Source organism: Streptomyces sp. NPDC029159 (assembly GCF_055564055.1).
In genome coordinates, this window is the sequence record NZ_JBVHWT010000004.1 from 357980 (window position 1) to 379197 (window position 21218).

General features: G+C 68.9%; 29 protein-coding genes. 3 read left to right on the forward strand and 26 right to left on the reverse strand.

The window, feature by feature from the left end:
• Positions 1-72: 72 nt before the first annotated feature.
• On the reverse strand, positions 73-336 hold the full coding sequence (locus ACZ4U4_RS11200; RefSeq protein WP_467871690.1) for a hypothetical protein: 264 nt from the start codon (positions 334-336) through the stop codon (positions 73-75).
• A gap of 177 nt (positions 337-513) precedes the next feature.
• On the opposite strand from ACZ4U4_RS11200, the gene coaA reads away from it, so the two are divergent.
• Together coaA and ACZ4U4_RS11210 are read left to right on the forward strand one after the other, a co-directional pair.
• Entirely contained in the window at positions 514-1503 is a 990-nt protein-coding gene (coaA, locus tag ACZ4U4_RS11205; protein ID WP_467871693.1) for a type I pantothenate kinase, read from the forward strand.
• Between the two features lie 397 nt (positions 1504-1900).
• Positions 1901-2899: an esterase/lipase family protein gene (locus tag ACZ4U4_RS11210; RefSeq protein WP_467871696.1), complete on the forward strand. Its 999-nt coding sequence runs from the start codon at positions 1901-1903 to the stop codon at positions 2897-2899.
• Positions 2900-2972: 73 nt separating this feature from the next.
• Here the strand turns inward: ACZ4U4_RS11210 and glmM are convergent, their stop codons facing one another.
• From glmM to ACZ4U4_RS11230, 4 genes are all read right to left on the reverse strand, one after another.
• Positions 2973-4346: a phosphoglucosamine mutase gene (gene glmM, locus ACZ4U4_RS11215; RefSeq protein ID WP_467871699.1), complete on the reverse strand. Its 1374-nt coding sequence runs from the start codon at positions 4344-4346 to the stop codon at positions 2973-2975.
• 161 nt (positions 4347-4507) lie between these two features.
• The gene (rpsI, locus tag ACZ4U4_RS11220; RefSeq protein ID WP_030283420.1) at positions 4508-5020 is read right to left on the reverse strand and encodes a 30S ribosomal protein S9; all 513 of its coding nucleotides are present in this window, start codon (positions 5018-5020) and stop codon (positions 4508-4510) included.
• A gap of 41 nt (positions 5021-5061) precedes the next feature.
• Complete coding sequence (rplM, locus tag ACZ4U4_RS11225) at positions 5062-5505, reverse strand: 50S ribosomal protein L13 (RefSeq protein WP_030283422.1); 444 nt, start codon at positions 5503-5505, stop codon at positions 5062-5064.
• Positions 5506-5885: 380 nt separating this feature from the next.
• Complete coding sequence (locus tag ACZ4U4_RS11230) at positions 5886-7514, reverse strand: ABC-F family ATP-binding cassette domain-containing protein (RefSeq protein ID WP_467871703.1); 1629 nt, start codon at positions 7512-7514, stop codon at positions 5886-5888.
• Positions 7515-7610: 96 nt separating this feature from the next.
• On the opposite strand from ACZ4U4_RS11230, the gene ACZ4U4_RS11235 reads away from it, so the two are divergent.
• Positions 7611-8450, forward strand: coding sequence for a hypothetical protein (locus ACZ4U4_RS11235; RefSeq protein ID WP_467871705.1), 840 nt, complete (start codon positions 7611-7613; stop codon positions 8448-8450).
• A gap of 96 nt (positions 8451-8546) precedes the next feature.
• On the opposite strand, the gene truA is transcribed toward ACZ4U4_RS11235, so the two are convergent.
• The 21 genes from truA to rplN form a co-directional block, all read right to left on the reverse strand.
• A complete protein-coding gene (gene truA / locus ACZ4U4_RS11240; RefSeq protein WP_467871707.1) occupies positions 8547-9398 on the reverse strand; it encodes a tRNA pseudouridine(38-40) synthase TruA in 852 nt (283 codons plus the stop codon).
• A gap of 81 nt (positions 9399-9479) precedes the next feature.
• Complete coding sequence (gene rplQ / locus ACZ4U4_RS11245; protein WP_345088301.1) at positions 9480-9962, reverse strand: 50S ribosomal protein L17; 483 nt, start codon at positions 9960-9962, stop codon at positions 9480-9482.
• A gap of 181 nt (positions 9963-10143) precedes the next feature.
• Positions 10144-11166: a DNA-directed RNA polymerase subunit alpha gene (locus ACZ4U4_RS11250; RefSeq protein WP_143940049.1), complete on the reverse strand. Its 1023-nt coding sequence runs from the start codon at positions 11164-11166 to the stop codon at positions 10144-10146.
• Between the two features lie 108 nt (positions 11167-11274).
• On the reverse strand, positions 11275-11901 hold the full coding sequence (rpsD, locus tag ACZ4U4_RS11255) for a 30S ribosomal protein S4 (RefSeq protein WP_399089241.1): 627 nt from the start codon (positions 11899-11901) through the stop codon (positions 11275-11277).
• 27 nt (positions 11902-11928) lie between these two features.
• Positions 11929-12333 (reverse strand): 30S ribosomal protein S11, encoded by a 405-nt coding sequence (gene rpsK / locus ACZ4U4_RS11260; protein WP_004571845.1) that lies wholly within the window; start codon positions 12331-12333, stop codon positions 11929-11931.
• Between the two features lie 93 nt (positions 12334-12426).
• Entirely contained in the window at positions 12427-12807 is a 381-nt protein-coding gene (rpsM, locus tag ACZ4U4_RS11265) for a 30S ribosomal protein S13 (protein ID WP_467871711.1), read from the reverse strand.
• 192 nt (positions 12808-12999) lie between these two features.
• The gene (gene rpmJ / locus ACZ4U4_RS11270) at positions 13000-13113 is read right to left on the reverse strand and encodes a 50S ribosomal protein L36 (RefSeq protein ID WP_003956441.1); all 114 of its coding nucleotides are present in this window, start codon (positions 13111-13113) and stop codon (positions 13000-13002) included.
• Positions 13114-13172: 59 nt separating this feature from the next.
• A complete protein-coding gene (gene infA, locus ACZ4U4_RS11275; RefSeq protein WP_003956442.1) occupies positions 13173-13394 on the reverse strand; it encodes a translation initiation factor IF-1 in 222 nt (73 codons plus the stop codon).
• A gap of 235 nt (positions 13395-13629) precedes the next feature.
• On the reverse strand, positions 13630-14472 hold the full coding sequence (map, locus tag ACZ4U4_RS11280) for a type I methionyl aminopeptidase (protein WP_467871713.1): 843 nt from the start codon (positions 14470-14472) through the stop codon (positions 13630-13632).
• Between the two features lie 147 nt (positions 14473-14619).
• A complete protein-coding gene (locus ACZ4U4_RS11285) occupies positions 14620-15273 on the reverse strand; it encodes an adenylate kinase (RefSeq protein ID WP_467871716.1) in 654 nt (217 codons plus the stop codon).
• Positions 15273-16586 (reverse strand): preprotein translocase subunit SecY, encoded by a 1314-nt coding sequence (secY, locus tag ACZ4U4_RS11290; protein WP_391643518.1) that lies wholly within the window; start codon positions 16584-16586, stop codon positions 15273-15275. Before secY ends, ACZ4U4_RS11285 begins: the two co-directional genes overlap by 1 nt.
• 231 nt (positions 16587-16817) lie before the next feature.
• A complete protein-coding gene (rplO, locus tag ACZ4U4_RS11295; RefSeq protein WP_030283439.1) occupies positions 16818-17273 on the reverse strand; it encodes a 50S ribosomal protein L15 in 456 nt (151 codons plus the stop codon).
• A 1-nt stretch (position 17274) separates the two neighbouring features.
• Positions 17275-17454, reverse strand: coding sequence for a 50S ribosomal protein L30 (gene rpmD / locus ACZ4U4_RS11300; protein ID WP_030283440.1), 180 nt, complete (start codon positions 17452-17454; stop codon positions 17275-17277).
• On the reverse strand, positions 17454-18056 hold the full coding sequence (rpsE, locus tag ACZ4U4_RS11305; RefSeq protein ID WP_006604888.1) for a 30S ribosomal protein S5: 603 nt from the start codon (positions 18054-18056) through the stop codon (positions 17454-17456). The genes rpmD and rpsE overlap by 1 nt, the downstream gene beginning before the upstream one ends.
• A gap of 46 nt (positions 18057-18102) precedes the next feature.
• The gene (rplR, locus tag ACZ4U4_RS11310) at positions 18103-18486 is read right to left on the reverse strand and encodes a 50S ribosomal protein L18 (RefSeq protein WP_030283441.1); all 384 of its coding nucleotides are present in this window, start codon (positions 18484-18486) and stop codon (positions 18103-18105) included.
• A 3-nt stretch (positions 18487-18489) separates the two neighbouring features.
• The gene (rplF, locus tag ACZ4U4_RS11315; RefSeq protein ID WP_030283443.1) at positions 18490-19029 is read right to left on the reverse strand and encodes a 50S ribosomal protein L6; all 540 of its coding nucleotides are present in this window, start codon (positions 19027-19029) and stop codon (positions 18490-18492) included.
• A 22-nt stretch (positions 19030-19051) separates the two neighbouring features.
• Positions 19052-19450: a 30S ribosomal protein S8 gene (gene rpsH, locus ACZ4U4_RS11320; RefSeq protein WP_004571835.1), complete on the reverse strand. Its 399-nt coding sequence runs from the start codon at positions 19448-19450 to the stop codon at positions 19052-19054.
• Between the two features lie 240 nt (positions 19451-19690).
• On the reverse strand, positions 19691-19876 hold the full coding sequence (locus tag ACZ4U4_RS11325; RefSeq protein WP_003956452.1) for a type Z 30S ribosomal protein S14: 186 nt from the start codon (positions 19874-19876) through the stop codon (positions 19691-19693).
• Between the two features lie 5 nt (positions 19877-19881).
• Complete coding sequence (gene rplE, locus ACZ4U4_RS11330) at positions 19882-20442, reverse strand: 50S ribosomal protein L5 (protein ID WP_143940040.1); 561 nt, start codon at positions 20440-20442, stop codon at positions 19882-19884.
• Positions 20442-20765, reverse strand: a complete 324-nt coding sequence (rplX, locus tag ACZ4U4_RS11335; protein WP_018847498.1) for a 50S ribosomal protein L24 — start codon at positions 20763-20765, stop codon at positions 20442-20444. The genes rplE and rplX overlap by 1 nt, the downstream gene beginning before the upstream one ends.
• Positions 20766-20768: 3 nt before the next feature.
• Positions 20769-21137 (reverse strand): 50S ribosomal protein L14, encoded by a 369-nt coding sequence (rplN, locus tag ACZ4U4_RS11340; protein WP_003974257.1) that lies wholly within the window; start codon positions 21135-21137, stop codon positions 20769-20771.
• Positions 21138-21218 lie beyond the last annotated feature (81 nt).

Genomic DNA, 21218 nt, shown 5'->3' on the forward strand with positions numbered 1-21218 from the left:
CCCGGCAGCCGCGTGGTCGCATCGGGCGCGCCGACCGTCCCACCGGCGCGCCCCGCCGGCGGCGCCCGGGGCTCAGTACCCGCGCTCCGACCGCTCCGCCGCCTGCCGGACCGTGTCCAGGAACTCCTCCTCGGCCTCCTCGTCGGTGCACGCCGGGGACTCGTACCGCTCCAGGAACCCGTCGAGGCCCTCGTCCAGGTCCAGCAGATCCAGGTCCACGTCCGGCAGTTCCTCGGCCAGCTCCGCGTGGATGTGCGCGGTGAACCGCTCCCGGTCCGCCACCGCCGCCCCGCCCCGGCGCCGCCGCAGCACTCCCCTGCCCTGCCGTCCACCCATCCCGACCACCCCTCCCCGGCCCACCGCGGGCCTGCGCCGTCCCGGGCATCCCGGTCCATGCTCGAAGACGGCGACGGGCGGCCAACCGTTCCCACCGCGCACGTCCACTTCCGGCCACCCGGGCGCCCCGGCCGACCCCGGGGGCGCCGCCGCGACCCGCCCGCGCACAATGAACCCGTGGCCCCGACGACCGATCCGCAGCAACGACGCCGCGCCGAGCGCTCCCCGTACGTCGATCTGACGCGTACGGAGTGGAGCGCGCTGCGGGAGAAGACCCCGCTGCCGCTCACCGCCGAAGAGGTCGAGCGGCTGCGCGGTCTGGGGGACGTCATCGACCTCGACGAGGTCCGCGACGTATACCTCCCGCTCTCCCGGCTGCTCAATCTCTACGTCGGCGCCACCAGCAATCTGCGCGGTGCGCTCAACACCTTCCTCGGCGACGCCGGCGGCGGCCACGGCGCGCAGCCGGGCACCCCGTTCGTCATAGGCGTGGCGGGCAGCGTCGCGGTCGGCAAGTCGACCACCGCCCGCCTCCTCCAGGCGCTGCTGGCCCGCTGGCCCGAGCATCCGCGCGTCGAGCTGGTCACCACCGACGGCTTCCTCCACCCCAACGCCGAGCTGCACCGCCGCGGGCTGATGTCCCGTAAGGGTTTCCCCGAGTCGTTCGACCGGCGGGCGCTGACCCGCTTCGTCGCCGATGTGAAGTCCGGCCGCGCCGAGGTCACCGCGCCGGTCTACTCGCATCTGATCTACGACATCGTGCCCGGCGAGCGGCTCACCGTGCACCGCCCCGACATCCTGATCGTGGAGGGCCTCAACGTCCTCCAGCCCGCGCTGCCCGGCAAGGACGGCCGCACCCGCCTCGGGCTCGCCGACTTCTTCGACTTCTCCGTCTACGTCGACGCGCGGACCGAGGACATCGAGAAGTGGTACCTCGGCCGCTTCCGGAAGCTGCGGGCGACCGCGTTCCAGGACCCGTCCTCGTACTTCCGCAGGTACACCCAGGTCTCCGAGGAGGAGGCGCTGGAGTACGCCCGGAAGATCTGGCGGACCGTCAACAAGCCCAACCTGGAGCAGAACGTCGCCCCCACCCGTGGCCGCGCCAACCTCGTGCTGCGCAAGGGCCCCGACCACAAGGTGCAGCGGCTGTCGCTGCGGAAGCTCTGACCGGGCGCCCACGGACGGCCCGCACTGCGCTGACGGTTTACCGCGGTGAACCGCTGCCCGGTCTGTACGTCCACGGACGATTTGCGGGAGGCCGCCCCCGGCCCACGAGCCCGCCATCCGGCCCCTCAACCCCTCGTACCCACACGGCAGTTGACCACGTCCCACGTCTTGTCACCGCCACCGCACCCGCCCTACCGTCAGGTAACACGGTCCGCGCACGGATCTTTCCGGACCGTGTCCCGCACCGTGTGAACCGGCGGCGCATCCGGCTCCGTACCCACCCCCGTACGCCACCTCCGTACGCCGTCCGGCCCGCCGCGGCATGCCCTTGAGTGCTCCCCCTCGTTGACAGTCCGCCGTCCGCCGGAGCCGGTCGGCCCTCTCACCAGGAGCCCCCATGACCCGCGCACCCGCCCCCCGCCGAACCGTCCGCCACCCGCTGCGCCGCCGGGCCGCGGCCGCCCTCGCGCTCTGCCTCACCGTGGCCGGACTCGCCCTCGCCGCCCCCGCCCACGCCACGCCCGCCCCGGCGCCGAAGGCCCCCGCGAAGGCCGCGGCCCTGCCCATCGGCGGTCTCGACACCGCCGTCCACAACTACCTCTTCAGCCCGGGCGCCGTCGCGGGCGCCAACGACTGGAACTGCAAGCCGACCGCGGCCCACCCCTACCCGGTCGTCCTCGCCCACGGCACCCTCGCCAACGCCGGCACCAACTGGGTCGCCCTCGCCCCCACCCTCGCCAACGAGGGCTACTGCGTCTACGCGTTCAACTACGGCATGAACCATCTGTCGGCCGGCCGGGTCGGCGGCCTCACCGACATCGGCGACTCGGCGCGCCAGCTGGGCGCCTTCGTCGACAAGGTCCTCGCCGCCACCGGCGCGCCCAAGGCCGACATCGTCGGCCACTCCCAGGGCGGCATGATGCCGCACTACTACCTCAAGCGGCTGGGCGGCGCCGCGAAGATCCGCACCCTCGTCGGCATCGCGCCCAGCAACCACGGCACCACCCTCGACGGGCTCCTCACCCTCGGCAAACAGATGAACGCCCTCGGCTTCGCCAACAACCTCCTCGACCTCACCGGGCTCACCGGCCTCAAGCAGCAGGAGGCCGGCTCCGCCTTCCAGCAGGAGCTGTGGAAGGACGGCGACACCGTGCCCGGCGTCCGCTACGTCGTCATCGCCACCCGCGAGGACACCGTCGTCACCCCGTACACCAACGGATTCCTGCACGGCCCCGGCGTCACCGACATCACGCTCCAGGACCAGTGCCCCGACGACCGGACCGGCCACGCCGGCCTCTTCCTCGACAGCCCCGTCCTCCAGAACGTCGTCAACGCCCTCGGCCCGGCCGACCCGCACTTCACCCCCGAGTGCCACGACTACGGCCCGGCCCTCTGACACCCTCGCGAAACACCCGTGCCCCCGGCCGCAGTGAGCGACCGGGGGCACGGTGTGCGTACGGGGGCCGGGCTCAGCCCAGCGCCGACTTCACCGCGTCGGCCAGCCGCTCCGCGACCGACCGCGCCTGCTCGATGTCGGCCGCCTCGACCATCACCCGCACCAGCGGCTCCGTACCGGACGGCCGCAGCAGCACCCGGCCGGTCGCGCCCAGCTCCTGCTCGGCCTCGGCCACCGCCGCGGTCAGCGCCGGGGAGGTGGCGACCTTCGACTTGTCGACGTCGGGGACGTTGATCAGCACCTGCGGCAGCCGCTCCATCACAGCGGCCAGCTCGGCCAGGCTCCGGCCCGTCGCGGCGACCCGCGCGGCCAGCATCAGACCGGTGAGCGTGCCATCACCGGTGGTCGCGTGGTCCAGCACGATGACGTGCCCGGACTGCTCCCCGCCCAGCGCGAAGCCCTGGCCCTTCATCTCCTCCAGGACGTACCGGTCACCGACGGCGGTCGCCACCATGTCGATCCCGGCCCGCTCCATCGCCAGCTTGAAGCCGAGGTTGGACATGACGGTGGCGACGACGGTGTTCTTCCGCAGCGTCCCCGCCTCCCGCATCCCGAGCGCGAGGACGGCGAGGATCTGGTCGCCGTCGATCTCGTTGCCCGCGCGGTCCACGGCCAGGCAGCGGTCCGCGTCGCCGTCGTGCGCCACGCCCAGATCGGCGCCGTGCTCCAGCACCGCGGCGCGCAGCAGCCCCAGGTGGGTCGAGCCGCAGCCGTCGTTGATGTTGAGGCCGTCCGGGTCCGCGCCGATGGTGACGACGTCCGCACCGGCGCGCGCGAAGGCTTCCGGCGAGACCCGCGCCGCCGCGCCGTGCGCCCCGTCGATGACGATCTTCAGGCCGTCCAGGCGGTTGGGCAGCACCCCGACGAGGTGTGCGACGTAGTTGTCGAAGCCCTCGTCGTAGACGGTGACCCGGCCCACCCCGGCGCCGGTCGGCCGCTCCCACGGCTCACCGGAGGCGTGCGCCCGGTACGTCCGCTCGATGCGGTCCTCCAGCTCGTCGGCGAGCTTGTGGCCGCCGCGGGCGAAGAACTTGATGCCGTTGTCGGGCATCGGGTTGTGGCTCGCGGAGAGCATCACACCGAGGTCCGCGCCGAGCGCCCCGGTCAGATACGCCACCGCCGGGGTCGGCAGCACGCCCACCCGCAGCACATCCACCCCGGCGCTCGCCAGCCCGGCGACGACCGCCGCCTCCAGGAACTCACCCGAGGCCCGCGGGTCCCGCCCGACGACGGCCACCGGCCGGCGTCCCTCCAGGGCGCGGCCGTGCCCCGACTCCTCCTCTGCGAGTACGTGCGCCGCAGCGACCGACAGACCGAGCGCCAGCTCCGCCGTCAGATCCGCATTGGCGACACCGCGCACCCCGTCCGTTCCGAAGAGTCGTCCCACTGGTGTCCTCCGCATAGATGAGCTTGAACCAGGCATTGCGTCCAGGTATACGCCCCTCGGACGCCTGCGTAACGCACCGGTCCCGGATAGCCGAACGCCCCGGCTGCACGGAGAGTGCCACCGGGGCGTACGGGAAAGAGCTGCGAGCGCAGCGCGCGCGATTAGCGCTTGCTGTACTGCGGCGCCTTGCGGGCCTTCTTGAGACCGGCCTTCTTGCGCTCGACCGCACGGTCGTCACGCTTGAGGAACCCGGCCTTCTTCAGGGTGCCGCGGTTGTTCTCGACGTCCGCCTCGTTCAGCGCACGGGCGACGCCCAGGCGCAGCGCACCGGCCTGGCCGGAGATGCCGCCGCCGGAGATGCGGGCGACCACGTCGTAGCGGTTGTCGAGCTCGAGCACCTTGAAGGGCTCGTTGACTTCCTGCTGGTGCACCTTGTTGGGGAAGTAGCCCTCAAGGGTGCGACCGTTGATCTTCCACTGACCGGTGCCCGGAACGATCCGGACGCGGGCGATGGCGTTCTTGCGACGGCCCAGGCCGGCAGCCGGCTGCGGGTCGCCGAAGCGGGAGGCGAGGGACTCGGAGGTGTACTCACCCTCCACGACCTCGGTCTCGGTGGTGTATTCCTCGACGACGTCCTCGTTCTCGATGACGTTCTCGGGAGTGGTCTCGGCCACGATGCTCCTCAGATTCTCTTCGTCTTAGGGGGTGGCCGGACTTACTGCGCGACCTGGGTGATCTCGAACGGGACCGGCTGCTGCGCAGCGTGCGGGTGCTCGGCGCCCGCGTAGACCTTCAGCTTCGAGAGCATCTGACGGCCGAGGGTGTTCTTGGGGAGCATGCCCTTGATGGCCTTCTCGACAGCCTTCTCGGGGTTCTTGTCGAGCAGCTCGTCGTACCGGACGGAGCGCAGACCACCGGGGAAACCGGAGTGGCGGTAGGCCAGCTTCTGGCTGCGCTTGTTGCCGGACAGGTGCACCTTGTCGGCGTTGACGATGATGACGAAGTCACCGGTGTCAACGTGCGGCGCGTACACCGGCTTGTGCTTGCCCCTCAGAAGGGACGCGGCCTGAGAGGCCAGACGGCCCAGGACAACGTCCTGCGCGTCAATGACGTGCCACTGGCGCTGGACATCGCCGGGCTTGGGGCTGAACGTACGCACGGTCGTAGCCTTCGCTTCTTCAGTGATGGGGTCACCCATGCCTCCCGGAGGAGACTCAGGAGACGGGGTCCTGTACTGGCACCTCGGTCGATCGGACCGGCACTGCGGCGCTACGGGTGACGCAACCCGATCGTCCGCCGCCGGTTCATCGGCCCGGTGGCCGGCGTAAGGGCCCCTCACGTGAGATAGAGCAAGCCAATACGCATAACGAACTGGCAGAATACCGGCCCGCCCCCGGCCGGGTCAAAACGCTGCTCGAACCGGTGGACGACTCCGGGGCATCACCGGGGGCCTGGCACCGGCACCCCTACGGCTCTCCCCCACCCCGCCTCCGGGCCCGTACGGACCGGCCGCCCCCGCACCCGTACGGGCCGGCCGCCTCACCGCTCCCGCGCCACCCGGCCCTCGTCCCACACCGGCTCCGTCGTCTCCCGGACCACGCCGTCCGCGCCGAAGACCAGGAAGCGGTCGAAGGCGCGGGCGAACCAGCGGTCGTGCGTCACCGCCAGCACCGTCCCGCTGTACGCCTCCAGGCCCTCCTGGAGCGCCTCGGCGCTCTCCAGGTCGAGGTTGTCGGTCGGCTCGTCCAGCAGCAGCGCCGTCGCGCCCGCCAGCTCCAGCAGCAGGATCTGCAGCCGCGCCTGCTGCCCGCCCGACAGCCGCTCGAACCGCTGCTCCGCCTGACGCTCCAGCTCGTACCGGCGCAGCGCGCTCATCGCGGCGCCGCGGTCCTTGGCGTGCTCCGTCCAGAGGATGTCGAGCAGGGTGCGGCCGGTCAGCTCCGGATGGGCGTGGGTCTGCGCGAAGTACCCGGGCACCACCCGGGCGCCCAGCTTGACCTGCCCGGTGTGGACGACCGGGCGCTCCGCGTCCTGGGCCAGCAGCCGCAGGAAGTGCGACTTGCCGGAGCCGTTCGAGCCCAGCACCGCGACCCGCTCGCCGTAGAAAACCTCCAGCGAGAACGGCTTCATCAGCCCGGTCAGCTCCACGTCCGTGCAGGTCACGGCACGGACGCCGGTACGGCCGCCGCGCAGCCGCATGGTGATCTCCTGCTCCCGCGGCGGCTCCGGCGGCGGCCCGGCCTCCTCGAACTTCCGCAGCCGGGTCTGCGCCGCGTGGTAGCGCGAGGCCATGTCGTGGCTGTTCTCCGCCGCCTGCCGCAGATTCCGCACCAGCTTCTTCAGCTGCTCGTGCTTCTCGTCCCAGCGCCGCCGCAGCTCCTCGAAGCGCGCGAACCGCTCCTTGCGCGCCGCGTGGAACGTCGCGAAGCCGCCGCCGTGCACCCAGACGTCCGACCCGGCGGGCCCCGGCTCCACGCTGACGATCTTGTCGGCGGCGCGCGCCAGCAGCTCCCGGTCGTGGCTGACGAAGAGCACCGTCTTCTTCGTCTGCCGCAGCTGCTCCTCCAGCCACCGCTTGCCCGGCACGTCCAGATAGTTGTCCGGCTCGTCCAGCAGCAGCACCTCGTCGGTGCCGCGCAGCAGCGACTCCAGCACCAGCCGCTTCTGCTCACCGCCGGAGAGCGTCCGCACCAGCCGCCACTGCGCCTTCTCGTACGGCATCCCCAGCGCGGCGGTGGTGCACATGTCCCAGACCGTCTCGGCCTCGTAGCCGCGCGCCTCCGCCCAGTCGCTGAGCGCCTGCGCGTACGCCATCTGCGCGGCCTCGTCGTCGACCGTCATCACGGCCTCCTCGGCCGCGTCCACCGCCCGCGCGGCCGTCCGCAGCCGCGGCGGCGCCACGGAGACCAGCAGGTCACGCACGGTGCGCTCGTCCCGCACCGATCCCACGAACTGCGGCATCACCCCGAGGCCGCCACCGACCGTGACCGACCCGCCGTGCGGCGTCAGCTCCCCGGCGAGCAACCGCAGCAGCGTCGTCTTGCCCGCGCCGTTGGCCCCCACCAGCGCCACCGAGGCGCCCTCGCCGACCCGGAACGAGACGTCCCCGAGCAGCACCCTCCCGTCCGGCAGGTAGTACTCCAGATGCCCGGCCTCCACATGTCCCATGGACCGGATTGTCGCCGCCCGGCCCCGGAATCCCCAACCGGATTACGGGCCGGAGCCGTGGCCGCGAGGACTCCCCAGGTCGTTAGGATGCGCGGCATGAGCTTTGGGCATGGGGGGCCGTTCGACGGCCCAGGGGGGTCCGGGTCCACCCCGGACTGGGAGGCACTCGCCGAGCAGAGCGAGGCGGGCGCCCGGCGCAAGCGCTGGCTGATGATCGGCGGCGGGGCGCTGGCCGCCCTCGCCGTCGCGGGCATCGTCGCGACGGCCATGGTCCTCACCGGCGGCTCCGACAACAAGCCGCCCAAGGACGTCGCCGCCTCCGGCTCCACCGCCCCCGAACCGCACCCGTCCTTCTCCGACGTCTCGGTCCCCCCGCCGCCCAACCCGCGGGACTACATCACCGACCGTACGAAGGACCGCGCCCCCCTCACCACGGCCGCCCTCTTCCCCGACAAGGCCATGGTCGTCGGCGAGCACACCTACCCGCGCACCGCGCAGTCCGCGACGAAGGACTGCACCGCCGGTACGCAGGGCGCGCTCGGCTCCCTGCTGAAGCACAACGGCTGCGAGGCACTGCTGCGCGCCACCTACGCCAAGGACGGCGTCGCGGTCACCCTCGGCATCGCCGCGCTGGACTCCCCCGCCGCCGCCGAACGCGTCAAGGCGAAGGCCCAGGGCAACCTCGCCCCGCTCGCCGGCGGCCACGTCGGCGAGGCGTTCTGCCGCGGCACCGCCTGCCGGATGACCGCCAACGCCACCGGCCGGTACGCGTACTTCACCATCGCCGGCTACCTCGACGGCAAGCGCGTCACGGAGAAGTCCGCCCCCGCCCTCCAGATCGGCCGCGACGGCGAGTCCTACGCCTTCGCCCGCATCATCCAGCGCGGCAAGGACCAGGCCGCGCAGGCCGCCCAGGAACAGCAACAGCAGGGCTGACGAGGCGGGGCCGGGCGCCTTCCGGCCCCGGCCCCGTCGCAGGTCAGCCCCCGGATTCCGGTCGGCGCCCGGCCCACCGCCGAGCCCCGTCGCCGCTCAGCAGCACCCGGCGCCCGGCAGCGTCCGCCGGTTGCGGGCCTCAAGATTCCGCGCCATCAGCCGGTCGTCGGCCGGGTAGCCGACCTCCTCCAGCGTCAGCCCGTGCGGCCGCACCACATGCACCGCGGAGTCCCGCACGCCCGCGGCCAGCACCTTGCCCGGCCAGTCGACCGGCCGGTGCCCGTCCCCGACGAACAGCAGCGCACCGACCAGCGACCGCACCATGTTGTGGCAGAACGCGTCCGCCCGCACCGTCGCCGTGATGATCCCCTCCGCGTCCCGCACCCAGCTCAGCTCCTGGAGCGTACGGATCGTCGTCGCCCCCTCGCGCCGCTTGCAGTACGCCGCGAAGTCGTGCTCCCCCAGCAGCGCCTGCGACGCCACGTTCATCGCGTCCACGTCGAGCGCCCAGTCGTGCCACAGCACATGGCCGCGCAGCAGCGGGTCCACGCCCCCGGGATGGTCGGTGACCCGGTACGCGTACCGCCGCCAGATCGCCGAGAACCGCGCGTTGAAGCCGTACGGCGCCTCCACCGCCCGCCACACCCGGACGTCCTTCGGCAGCCGCCCCGCCAGCCGCCGCAGCAGCCGGTCCCCGTGCTCGGCCCACAGCTCCGCGGGGAGATCCACATGCGCCACCTGCCCGCGCGCATGGACCCCGGCGTCCGTCCGCCCGGCCACGGTCAGCTCGTACGTCTCGCCGGAACGGGTCACCGTCCGCAGCGCTTCCTCCACCTCACCCTGGACGGTGCGCCGCTCGCGCTGCTTCGCCCAGCCGGAGAACTCCGCCCCGTCGTACGAAAGATCCAGCCGCACCCGGACACGCCCGGGCTCCACCTCATCGCTCACCCGTCGATCCTCTCAGAGCACGGCAAACGGAACGGGCCCGCTCCCCGAAGGGAACGGGCCCGCTCGCGGGACTCAGCGGCCTCAGGCGTCCTTGGACTCCTCGGCCGGCGCCTCGGTCGCCTCGGCGGCGTCCTTCTTCAGCGCGTCTTCCTTGACCGCACGCTTGGTGGCGGCCTCGGCCTCACCGGTGGCCTGCTGGGCCACGGTCAGCGCCTCCACCAGCTCGATGACGGCCATGGGGGCGTTGTCGCCACGGCGCGCACCGATCTTGGTGATGCGGGTGTAACCACCCGGGCGGTTCTCGAACCGCGGGGCGATCTCGGTGAACAGCGTGTGCACGATGCTCTTGTCCGAGATCAGCTGCATGACCTGACGACGGTTGTGCAGGTCACCCTTCTTCGCCTTGGTCACGAGACGCTCGGCGTACGGACGCAGACGGCGGGCCTTGGCCTCGGTCGTCGTGATGCGGCCGTGCTCGAAGAGCGCGGTGGCCAGGTTGCGCAGCATGAGACGCTCGTGCGCCGCGCTACCGCCCAGACGGGCACCCTTGGTGGGCTTCGGCATGGTGTTTCTCCTAGGTGTCTGCCCCGGCCGTATCAGGTACCGAGGTCAGTATCCGAGCGGGCGGATGCCCGTCGGAGATCCGGATGAGCCCCGCGAGGGGCGCATCCGGAAGGGGCGCGGGGAACTGCGCGATCAAGCACAGCGCACCCGCACCCGAAATCCAGCAGCGAGCACCGAGCTCTTAGTACTGCTCGGTCTCCACAAAGCCCGCATCCGCGTCATCGTCCGCGCCGAACGCGTCCGCCGCAGCGGTCGGGTCGAACCCGGGGGGCGAGTCCTTGAGCGCCAGGCCCATGCCCGCGAGCTTGGCCTTGACCTCGTCGATCGACTTCGCACCGAAGTTGCGGATGTCGAGCAGGTCCGCCTCGGAGCGGGCCACCAGCTCGCCCACCGAGTGGATGCCCTCACGCTTGAGGCAGTTGTACGACCGAACGGTGAGCTCCAGCTCCTCGATCGGCAGCGCCAGGTCGGCGGCGAGGGCGGCGTCCGTCGGGGACGGGCCCATGTCGATGCCCTCGGCGTCGATGTTCAGCTCGCGGGCGAGACCGAACAGCTCGACCAGGGTCTTACCGGCCGACGCCATGGCGTCGCGCGGGCGCATGGCCTGCTTGGTCTCGACGTCGACGATCAGCTTGTCGAAGTCGGTGCGCTGCTCGACACGGGTCGCCTCGACCTTGTAGGTGACCTTGAGGACCGGCGAGTAGATCGAGTCGACCGGGATCCGGCCGATCTCCTGGCCGACCTGCTTGTTCTGCACCGCGGAGACGTAGCCGCGACCGCGCTCGACGGTCAGCTCCATCTCCAGCTTGCCCTTGGCGTTCAGGGTCGCCAGGACCAGGTCCGGGTTGTGGACCTCGACACCGGCCGGGGGCGCGATGTCGGCGGCGGTGACCAGACCCGGGCCCTGCTTGCGCAGGTACATCACGACCGGCTCGTCGTGCTCCGAGGAGACGACCAGCTGCTTGATGTTGAGGATGAGGTCGGTGACGTCCTCCTTGACGCCCGGCACGGTGGTGAACTCGTGCAGGACACCGTCGATACGGATCGACGTGACCGCCGCACCCGGGATCGAGGAGAGGAGCGTACGGCGGAGGGAGTTACCGAGGGTGTAACCGAAGCCCGGCTCCAGGGGCTCGATCACGAACCGGGAGCGGTACTCGTCGACGACCTCTTCGGTCAGCGACGGACGCTGAGCGATAAGCATGTGTGTTCCTTCAGTCGTGGGCGCCCGCTATTTGACGCCCTCTGCTGACAAGGGTACGGGCGGCACGCGGTTCCGAAGAACCTGTGCCGCCCGAGCCCGTCGCCCTACTTACTTGGAGTAGAGCTCAACGATCAGCTGCTCCTGCACCTGGGTGTCGATCACCTGGCGCTCGGGCATGCTGTGCACGAGGATCCGGAGGTTCGACGGGATCGCTTCCAGCCACGCCGGAACGGTCTTCTCGCCGGCCTCGGCCTTGGCCACCTCGAAGGGGGTCAGGTTCCGGGAGCCCTCGCGGACCTCGATGATGTCGTTCACGGAGACGCGGGCCGACGGAATGTCGGTCTTGCGGCCGTTCACGTTGATGTGTCCGTGACGCACCAGCTGACGGGCGTGGTCGCGGGACTTGGCGAAGCCGGCCCGGTAGACCACGTTGTCGAGGCGGGTCTCAAGGATGCGCAGAAGGTTCTCACCGGTCTTGCCGGTCTTCTGGTTCGCTTCCTTGTAGTAGTTCACGAACTGCTTCTCAAGGACACCGTAGATACGGCTGCACTTCTGCTTCTCACGAAGCTGGAGCAGGTACTCGCTGTCCTTGGTGCGCCCGCGACCGTGCTCACCCGGGGGGTAAGGACGGATCTCGATCGGGCACTTCGCGCTCTCGCACTTGCTCCCCTTGAGGAAGAGCTTCTGCTTCTCCCGACGGCAACGCTTGCAGTCGGCCCCGGTGTAACGCGCCATTGTCTAGTTGTCTCCTACTTCAGTGGGTCAGACGCGGCGGCGCTTGGGAGGGCGGCAGCCGTTGTGCGGGGTCGGGGTGACGTCCTGGATCGAACCCACCTCGAGGCCGGTGGCCTGGAGGGAGCGGATCGCGGTCTCACGGCCGGAGCCGGGACCCTTGACGAACACGTCGACCTTGCGCATGCCGTGCTCCTGCGCGCGACGGGCGGCCGACTCGGCAGCCATCTGCGCGGCGAACGGAGTCGACTTACGCGAACCCTTGAAGCCCACGTGACCGGCCGAGGCCCAGGAAATCACGTTGCCGGTCGGGTCGGTGATCGAAACGATCGTGTTGTTGAACGTGCTCTTGATGTGAGCGTGCCCGTGGGCGACGTTCTTCTTCTCCTTGCGGCGCACCTTCTTGGCGCCGGCCGTACGGCCCTTCGGAGGCATGAAATTCTCCTAATGGAGGTGGTCGGTCCTACAGCGAAGACCGCTGACTTCTGCGGCCCGGGGGAACGGAACCGCAGTGCGTCCTGCTGAGGACTACTTCTTGCCCGGCTTCTTCTTGCCGGCGATCGCGCGACGCGGGCCCTTGCGGGTACGGGCGTTCGTGCTGGTGCGCTGGCCGTGGACCGGAAGGCCGCGGCGGTGACGCAGACCCTGGTAGCAGCCGATCTCGACCTTGCGGCGGATGTCGGCCTGGATCTCGCGACGGAGGTCACCCTCGGTCTTGAGGTTGTTGTCCACGTACTCGCGGATCTTGATCAGGTCTTCCTCGGCCAGGTCGCGAACCCGGGTGTTGGGGTCCACGCCGGTGGCGGCGAGGGTCTGCTGCGACAGCGTGCGCCCGATGCCGAAGACATAGGTGAGGGCGACCTCGACGCGCTTTTCGCGCGGGAGATCAACGCCTGCGAGGCGTGCCATTGATGTGGCTCCTGATGGCTATTCGGAGGTCTTCCGCAGCACCGTTCCCGTAAGACTCAGCTGAATTACGAGCCGGGCCCCGGCCTCCGAGCCGGGGGTTTCGTCCCACGCGAAAGACGCGGGGGTCGGGTGTCTGCGTATGTACGAATTACGTGCGTCGCGCGAAAACTGCGAAATGCAAGTGGTCGTGCGTCAGCCCTGGCGCTGCTTGTGGCGCAGGTTGTCGCAGATGACCATGACCCGGCCGTGGCGGCGGATCACCTTGCACTTGTCGCAGATCTTCTTGACGCTCGGCTTGACCTTCATGGGTGTGAGGTTCTCCGGGTCAGTGCCGTCACCCCGACGGAGCGGGGCTTCGACAAGATCTACTTGTAGCGGTAGACGATCCGGCCACGCGTCAGGTCGTACGGAGAGAGCTCCACCACGACCCGGTCATCCGGGAGGATACGGATGTAGTGCATCCGCATCTTGCCGCTGATGTGCGCGAGGACCTTGTGACCGTTCTGGAGCTCCACCTTGAACATTGCGTTCGGCAGAGACTCGATCACGGTGCCCTCGATCTCGATGGCACCTTGCTTCTTGGCCACGCTTCGCCTTTCGAATCGGCTACCTTGATCAACTCTCGAAGTGTCCGTGCGGCAGGTCAAAAATGACGCCTACCTTGAGGGCAGGCACACGGATGCACGAGAGCCGACGCGTCAGTCTACGTCAGAGCCCACGAAAAGACGAATCCACGATTATTGCCCACCCGGGGAGATCCTTACGCCATCGCCCCGCGGACCGTCGCAGTTCCTTCGCACCGGCTCCAGGCGGACTCCGCCGTCAGGCCCCCGCGAGCGGGTCCGGCGCCGCCGTGACACCCAGCTCGGCCAGCTTCGCCTTGCCGCCGTCGACGGCGGTCAGCACCAGCGGCCCCTCCTCGGTCAGCGCCACCGAGTGTTCCCAGTGCGAGGACCAGCCGCCGTCGTTCGTCTTGACCGTCCACTCGTCGTCCAGGACGTGCGTCTTGTGCGTGCCGAGGTTGACCATCGGCTCGATCGCGATGCAGAACCCGGGCACCAGCTTCGGACCGCGGCCGCGCTTGCGGTCGACGTAGTTCAGCAGATGCGGGTCCATGTGCATCTCCGAGCCGATGCCGTGGCCGCCGTACTCCTCGACGATGCCGTACTTCCCGCACGCCGGACGCGGCTGGCGGCGGATGTACCCCTCGATCGCCTTGGAGATGTCGATCAGCCGGTTGCCCTTCGCGACCGCGGCGACCCCGGCCCACATGGACTCCTCGGTCACCCGGCTCAGCTCGACCAGCTCCGCGGAGTGCCCGGAGCCGACGAACGCGGTGTACGCGGCGTCGCCGTGCCAGCCGTCGATGATCGCGCCGCAGTCGATGGAGATGATGTCGCCGTCCTGCAGCACCGTTTTATCGTCCGGGATGCCGTGGACGACGACGTCGTTCACCGACGTGCAGATCGTCGCGGGGAACCCGCCGTACCCGAGGAAGTTCGACTTCGCGCCGTGCTCGGCGAGGACCTTACGGGCCACCTCGTCCAGATCGCGGGTGGTCGCCCCCGGCACCGCCGCCTCCCGGGTCGCGGCATGGATGGCGGCGACCACCAGCCCCGCCTCGCGCATCTTGGCGATCTGCTGAGGGGTCTTGATCTCCACCATGGCGGGTAACGCCTTCCTGAACCGACTGTGCCGACAACCGCGTCGTTCGCACGGCCGACCACCGCGCGGGCGCGCCCGCCCCTCCATACGATACGGCCGCGGCGCCCTGGGCAGGGCACCGCGGCCGTATCGAAGCGTACGCGGAGGTTACTCGCCGCGTCCGAGAGCGGACATCGCCCGCTGCGTGACCTCTTCGACCTTGCCGAGGGCGGGAATCGTCACGACGAGTTCCTGCGCCTTGTAGTAGTCGATGATCGGCTCGGTCTCCGAGTGGTAGACCTCCAGGCGCTTGCGCACCGTGTCCTCGCGGTCGTCGTCGCGCTGGTAGAGCTCGCCGCCGCAGACGTCGCAGACGCCCTCGGTCTTCGGCTTGCTGTACTCGGCGTGGAAGACGTGCGCGGAGTTCTTCCGGCAGATCCGGCGGCCGGCGATCCGCTTGACGACCTCGTCCTCGGGGACCTCCAGGTCGAGCACCGCGTCCAGCGTGATGCCCTTGCCCTTGAGGTAGGTGTCGAGCGCCTCGGCCTGACCGAGATTGCGCGGGAACCCGTCCAGCAGGAAGCCCCCGGCCGCGTCGTCCTGCTCCATGCGGTCCTCGGCCATCCGGATGGTGACCGAGTCCGGGACGAGGTTGCCGGCGTCCATGTAGGACTTGGCCTCGACGCCGAGGGGCGTGCCCTGGCTGATGTTGGCGCGGAACAGGTCACCCGTGGAGATGTGCGGGATCTCAAGGTTCCGGGCGAGGTACGCGGCCTGCGTACCCTTACCGGCTCCCGGGGGTCCGACGAGGACGATTCGCATCAGCGGAGGAACCCTTCGTAGTTGCGCTGCTGAAGCTGGCTCTCGATCTGCTTCACGGTCTCCAGACCCACACCCACGATGATCAGGATGCTCGTCCCGCCGAACGGGAAGTTCTGGTTCGCGTTGAACAGCACCAACGCCACTGTTGGTACGAGTGCGATCAGCCCCAGGTACAGCGAGCCCGGCCACGTGATCCGGTTGAGCACGTAGCTGAGGTACTCGGCCGTCGGGCGACCAGCCCGGATGCCCGGGATGAAGCCACCATACTTCTTCATGTTGTCGGCAACTTCTTCGGGGTTGAACGAGATCGCCACGTAGAAGAAGGCGAAGAACACGATCAACAAGAAGTACGTAACGATGTAAACCGGGTGGTTTCCCTTGGTGAAGTTCGTGGAAATCCACCGGGCCCACTCCGCGTCCGAGCCGCTGAACTGCGCGATCAGGGCCGGAATGTAGAGCAACGACGACGCGAAGATGACGGGAATCACACCCGCCTGATTCACCTTGAGCGGGATGTACGTGGACGTACCGCCGTAAGAACGGCGCCCGATCATGCGCTTCGCGTACTGCACCGGAATCCGGCGCTGCGCCTGCTCGACGAAGACCACCAGGGCCACCATCGCGAGGCCGACGGCGATCACCGCGAAGAACTCGATCCAGCCGTCGGCGAGCTTGCCGGTGGTCTTGATCTGCCAGAGGGCGCCCGGGAAACCGGCGGCGATCGAGATGAACATCAGGATCGACATGCCGTTGCCGATGCCGCGGTCGGTGACCAGCTCACCGAGCCACATGACCACCGCGGTACCGGCGGTCATCGTGATGACCATGGTGATGGTGGTGAAGATCGAGTCGCTGGGCACGATCTCGCTGGCGACCGGGCAGCCGTTGAAGAGGGCGCCGCTGCGGGCCGTGGCCACCAGGCCGGTGCCCTGCAGGATCGCCAGCGCGACGGTCAGATAGCGGGTGTACTGGGTGATCTTCGCCTGACCGGTCTGCCCCTCCTTCTTGAGGGCTTCCAACCGGGGAATGACGACGGTCAGCAGCTGAAGGATGATGCTCGCCGTGATGTACGGCATGATCCCCAGCGCGAAGATCGTGATCTGCAGCAGCGCACCACCGCTGAACATGTTCACCAGGGCGAACAATCCGCTGTTGCCGCCGGCCTGCTTCATGCAGGTCTCGACGTTCGCGTAATTCACCCCGGGGATCGGGACATGGGCACCGATCCGGTAGAGCACGACGATGCCCAACGTGAACAGCAGCTTTTTGCGCAGGTCGGGCGTCTTGAACGCTCGGGCGAACGCGGTGAGCACGGTGCCTCCTGCGCCCCCCGCCGGACGGGCGAGAGGTGACGGTCTTGAGGATCGACGAATAAAAGCGGCCTGAAACGCCGCACAGCCGGAGCCGTGCGGCGGGGGTCCGGTGCGTCCCCCGTGAAAAAAGTTGCACCGGCAGGCCACCTTACCGGCGACCGTACCCCCGTGGAACGACCAACCGGGGATGCCCCAAACGATGGGCATCCCCGGTCAGTTGAACCAACGAACTCAGAGGAGTTCGGTGACGGTGCCGCCGGCAGCGGCAATCTTCTCCTTGGCGGAGCCGGAGACGGAGTCAACCGTCACCTGCAGCGCCACGGAGATCTCGCCCTGGCCCAGGACCTTGACGAGCTCGTTCTTGCGCACCGCGCCCTTGGCGACCAGATCGGCCACCGTGACCTCGCCACCCTGCGGGTAGAGCGCGGCCAGCTTCTCCAGGTTCACGACCTGGAACTGCTTGTGGGCGGGGTTCTTGAAGCCCTTCAGCTTCGGGAGGCGCATGTGGAGGGGCATCTGCCCGCCCTCGAAGCGCTCCGGAACCTGGTAACGGGCCTTGGTGCCCTTGGTACCACGACCAGCGGTCTTACCCTTGGACGCCTCACCACGACCCACACGGGTCTTGGCGGTCTTGGCGCCCGGGGCAGGACGGAGGTTGTGGACCTTCAGCGGGTTCTGCTCCGCCATGTCAGTCGACCTCCTCAACCGTCACGAGGTGACGGACGGTGTGCACCATGCCGACGACCTCGGGGCGGGCCTCCCGGACGACGCTGTCGTTCAGCCGCTTGAGGCCGAGCGTGCGCAGCGTGTCGCGGTGGTTCTGCTTGCTACCGATGTAGGACTTGGTCTGGGTGATCTTGATGCGCATTACGCAGTCACCCCGGCACGCGCCCGCAGCAGAGCTGCGGGAGCAACGTCCTCCAGCGGCAGGCCACGACGGGCCGCGATCTCCTCGGGGCGCTGAAGGCCCTGAAGCGCGGTCACCGTGGCGTGCACGATGTTGATCGGGTTCGACGAACCGAGCGACTTGCTCAGGACGTCGTGGATGCCCGCGCACTCCAGGACGGCGCGCACCGGGCCACCGGCGATCACACCGGTACCGGGGGAAGCCGGCTTGAGCAGGACGACGCCTGCAGCCTTCTCGCCCTGGATGGGGTGCGGGATGGTGCCCTGGATACGGGGGACCTTGAAGAAGTTCTTCTTGGCCTCTTCCACGCCCTTGGCGATGGCAGCCGGAACTTCCTTGGCCTTGCCGTAACCGACACCTACGGTGCCGTCACCGTCGCCCACCACGACCAGCGCGGTGAAGCTGAAACGACGACCACCCTTGACAACCTTGGCGACACGGTTGATCGCGACAACGCGCTCAACGTATGCGGTCTTCTCGGCGGCGGCGCCACCGTCGCGACCCTTCCGGTCCCGCCGCTCGCCGCCACCGGCACCGCTGCCGCGGCGCTGGGGTCCAGCCATTGGATTTACCTCTCTCTGTTACGTCCGCTAGCTCCGGAACCGGGGCTTAGAACTTCAGCCCGGCTTCGCGGGCGGCGTCCGCCAGAGCGGCAATGCGCCCGGCGTACTGGTTGCCACCGCGGTCGAACACGACGGCCTCGACGCCGGCGGCCTTGGCGCGCTCGGCGACCAGGGAACCGACCTGCTTGGCCTGGTCGCCCTTGCTGCCCTCGCCACCACGGATCGACGCGTCCAGGTGCGACGCCGACGCGAGCGTGTGGCCCGCGATGTCGTCGATGACCTGGGCGGTGATACCGCGGTTGGAGCGCGTCACGACCAGACGCGGACGCTCCGGCGTACCCGAAATCCGCTTACGGATGCGGATGTGGCGCCGCTTGAGGGCGGCACCCTTGCGGGCGTTGCCCTTCGCGATCTTCACACCGTATGCCATGGCTTACTTACCAGCCTTTCCGACCTTGCGGCGGATGACCTCGCCGGCGTACTTGACGCCCTTGGCCTTGTACGGGTCAGGCTTGCGCAGCTTGCGGATGTTCGCCGCAACCTCGCCGACCTTCTGCTTGTCGATGCCCTCGACGCTGAGCTTCGTCGGGGACTCGACCTTGAAGGAGATACCTTCGGGCGCCTCGACGAGGATCGGGTGGCTGTAGCCCAGGGAGAACTCCAGGTTGGAGCCCTTGGCCTGGACGCGGTAGCCGACACCGCTGATTTCGAGCGCCTTGCTGTAGCCCGCGGTCACGCCGGTGATCATGTTCGCCACCAGCGTGCGGGACAGGCCGTGAAGGGCCTTGTTCTGACGCTCGTCGTTCGGGCGGGAGACGTTGATGACGCCGTCCTCACCCTTGGCGACCTCGATGGGCGCGGCGACGGTGTGCGAAAGGGAGCCCTTGGGACCCTTCACGTTGACCGTGCGGCCATCGATGGTGACGTCCACACCAGCGGGAACCTGGATGGGCAGCTTGCCAATGCGCGACATTAGCTCTTCCTCCGTTCCCTGATTACCAGACGTAGGCGAGGACTTCCCCACCCACGCCCTTCTTGCTGGCCTGCTGGCCGGTCAGGAGACCGTGGGACGTGGAGATGATCGCCACGCCCAGGCCGCCGAGGACCTTCGGCAGGTTGGTGGACTTTGCGTAGACCCGCAGGCCCGGCTTCGAAATGCGCTTGATGCCGGCGATCGAGCGCTCGCGGTTCGGGCCGAACTTCAGCTCGAGGATGAGGTTCTTGCCGACCTCGGCGTCCTCAACCTTCCAGCCGGTGATGTAGCCCTCCTGCTGGAGGATCTCCGCGATGTGAGACTTGATCTTGCTGTGCGGCATCACGACGGTGTCGTGGTACGCCGAGTTCGCGTTCCGCAGACGGGTCAGCATGTCTGCGATGGGATCAGTCATGGTCATGAATTGGCCTTCGGCCTCTCTCGCCGGGGTTTCCTATATGTGCCATCCCTCTCCCCGATCCGAGTCGGGACGGGTGCGGCACGGGGACCTACGGCGTAGTAAGCGACGTTATGCGGGTGTGTTGCCCGCGGTCGGTCTCGGGCGGCGGGGCGCCCAACCCTTCTACCCTACGGGACGAGGGGCGGGGCGCCTGCCGACCGGATGCTTACCGAGAGCTTCCGGGTCATCCCAACTGGGGGATTACCAGGAGCTCTTGGTCACGCCCGGCAGCTCGCCACGGTGAGCCATCTCACGAAGGCACACGCGGCAGAGGCCGAACTTGCGGTACACGGAGTGCGGGCGGCCACAGCGCTGGCAGCGGGTGTAGGCGCGCACACCGAACTTGGGCTTGCGAGCAGCCTTCGCGATCAGAGCCTTCTTCGCCATCTCGCTCACGCCTCCTTGAACGGGAAGCCGAGGTGACGCAGAAGGGCGCGGCCCTCGTCGTCGTTGGTCGCCGTGGTGACCACGGTGATGTCCATACCCCGGGTACGGTCGATCTTGTCCTGGTCGATCTCGTGGAACATGACCTGCTCCGTGAGACCGAAGGTGTAGTTACCGCGGCCGTCGAACTGCTTCGGCGACAGACCACGGAAGTCGCGGATGCGCGGCAGCGCGAGCGACAGCAGGCGGTCCAGGAACTCCCACATGCGGTCACCGCGGAGGGTGACGTGGGCACCGATCGGCTGACCCTCACGCAGCTTGAACTGCGCGATGGACTTCCGGGCCTTGGTGACGGCCGGCTTCTGGCCGGTGATCGTGGTGAGGTCCTTGATGGCACCGTCGATCAGCTTGGAGTCGCGGGCGGCGTCGCCCACACCCATGTTGACCACGATCTTGGTCAGGCCGGGGATCTGCATGACGTTCTCGTACGAGAACTCGTCCTTCAGCTTCCCGGCGATCTCTTCGCGGTAGCGCTGCTTGAGACGCGGCGCGTTGGTGGTGGCAGTCATCAGATGTCCTCACCGGTCCGCTTGGCAACGCGGATCTTGTTGCCTTCGTCGTCGAAGCGGTAGCCGACGCGGGTGACGACCTTCTTGCCGTCCTTCTCCACGACGAGCTGCACGTTGCTCACGTGCACCGGGGCCTCGGTGGTGACGATGCCGCCGGTCTGCGAGCCGCGCGCGGTCTGGCCGGCCTTGGTGTGCTTCTTGACCCGGTTGACACCCTCGACCAGGACACGGTCCTCACGGGGGAAGGCCGCGATGACCTTGCCCTGCTTGCCCTTGTCCTTACCGGTGATGACCTGGACCAGGTCGCCCTTCTTGATCTTCATCGGTTACAGCACCTCCGGCGCGAGCGAGATGATCTTCATGAACTTCTTCTCGCGCAGCTCACGGCCCACGGGGCCGAAGATACGGGTGCCGCGGGGGTCGCCATCGTTCTTGAGGATGACGGCCGCGTTCTCGTCGAAGCGGATGTACGAGCCGTCCGGACGGCGGCGCTCCTTGACGGTGCGAACGATGACGGCCTTGACGACGTCACCCTTCTTCACGTTGCCACCGGGGATCGCGTCCTTCACGGTGGCGACAATGACGTCACCGATGCCCGCGTAGCGCCGGCCCGAGCCACCGAGAACACGGATGGTGAGAATTTCCTTCGCACCCGTGTTGTCGGCGACGCGAAGCCGAGACTCCTGCTGGATCACGTCTATCTCCTGATCGTCTGCCGGTTCCCGGCGGGGCCCCGCGGTGAAACGGGGCCCCGCCGAGCCTGGCGGAACTGACCT

What these genes read in the sequence shown, in the direction of transcription:
- ACZ4U4_RS11325 (WP_003956452.1), bottom strand. Translation starts at nt 19,876, where the DNA reads ATGGCGAAGAAGGCTCTGATCGCGAAGGCTGCTCGCAAGCCCAAGTTC.
- rpmD (WP_030283440.1), bottom strand. Translation starts at nt 17,454, where the DNA reads ATGCGCATCAAGATCACCCAGACCAAGTCCTACATCGGTAGCAAGCAG.
- ACZ4U4_RS11235 (WP_467871705.1), top strand. Translation starts at nt 7,611, where the DNA reads ATGAGCTTTGGGCATGGGGGGCCGTTCGACGGCCCAGGGGGGTCCGGG.
- ACZ4U4_RS11230 (WP_467871703.1), bottom strand. Translation starts at nt 7,514, where the DNA reads ATGGGACATGTGGAGGCCGGGCATCTGGAGTACTACCTGCCGGACGGG.
- ACZ4U4_RS11200 (WP_467871690.1), bottom strand. Translation starts at nt 336, where the DNA reads ATGGGTGGACGGCAGGGCAGGGGAGTGCTGCGGCGGCGCCGGGGCGGG.
- rpsD (WP_399089241.1), bottom strand. Translation starts at nt 11,901, where the DNA reads ATGGCGCGTTACACCGGGGCCGACTGCAAGCGTTGCCGTCGGGAGAAG.
- ACZ4U4_RS11250 (WP_143940049.1), bottom strand. Translation starts at nt 11,166, where the DNA reads ATGCTTATCGCTCAGCGTCCGTCGCTGACCGAAGAGGTCGTCGACGAG.
- rplX (WP_018847498.1), bottom strand. Translation starts at nt 20,765, where the DNA reads ATGAAGATCAAGAAGGGCGACCTGGTCCAGGTCATCACCGGTAAGGAC.
- rpmJ (WP_003956441.1), bottom strand. Translation starts at nt 13,113, where the DNA reads ATGAAGGTCAAGCCGAGCGTCAAGAAGATCTGCGACAAGTGCAAGGTG.
- rplR (WP_030283441.1), bottom strand. Translation starts at nt 18,486, where the DNA reads ATGGCATACGGTGTGAAGATCGCGAAGGGCAACGCCCGCAAGGGTGCC.
- rplO (WP_030283439.1), bottom strand. Translation starts at nt 17,273, where the DNA reads ATGGCGGAGCAGAACCCGCTGAAGGTCCACAACCTCCGTCCTGCCCCG.
- rpsE (WP_006604888.1), bottom strand. Translation starts at nt 18,056, where the DNA reads ATGGCTGGACCCCAGCGCCGCGGCAGCGGTGCCGGTGGCGGCGAGCGG.
- ACZ4U4_RS11210 (WP_467871696.1), top strand. Translation starts at nt 1,901, where the DNA reads ATGACCCGCGCACCCGCCCCCCGCCGAACCGTCCGCCACCCGCTGCGC.
- rpsK (WP_004571845.1), bottom strand. Translation starts at nt 12,333, where the DNA reads ATGCCTCCGAAGGGCCGTACGGCCGGCGCCAAGAAGGTGCGCCGCAAG.
- ACZ4U4_RS11285 (WP_467871716.1), bottom strand. Translation starts at nt 15,273, where the DNA reads ATGCGAATCGTCCTCGTCGGACCCCCGGGAGCCGGTAAGGGTACGCAG.
- map (WP_467871713.1), bottom strand. Translation starts at nt 14,472, where the DNA reads ATGGTGGAGATCAAGACCCCTCAGCAGATCGCCAAGATGCGCGAGGCG.
- rpsM (WP_467871711.1), bottom strand. Translation starts at nt 12,807, where the DNA reads ATGGCACGCCTCGCAGGCGTTGATCTCCCGCGCGAAAAGCGCGTCGAG.
- rplE (WP_143940040.1), bottom strand. Translation starts at nt 20,442, where the DNA reads ATGACTGCCACCACCAACGCGCCGCGTCTCAAGCAGCGCTACCGCGAA.
- rplQ (WP_345088301.1), bottom strand. Translation starts at nt 9,962, where the DNA reads ATGCCGAAGCCCACCAAGGGTGCCCGTCTGGGCGGTAGCGCGGCGCAC.
- rplF (WP_030283443.1), bottom strand. Translation starts at nt 19,029, where the DNA reads ATGTCGCGCATTGGCAAGCTGCCCATCCAGGTTCCCGCTGGTGTGGAC.
- rpsH (WP_004571835.1), bottom strand. Translation starts at nt 19,450, where the DNA reads ATGACCATGACTGATCCCATCGCAGACATGCTGACCCGTCTGCGGAAC.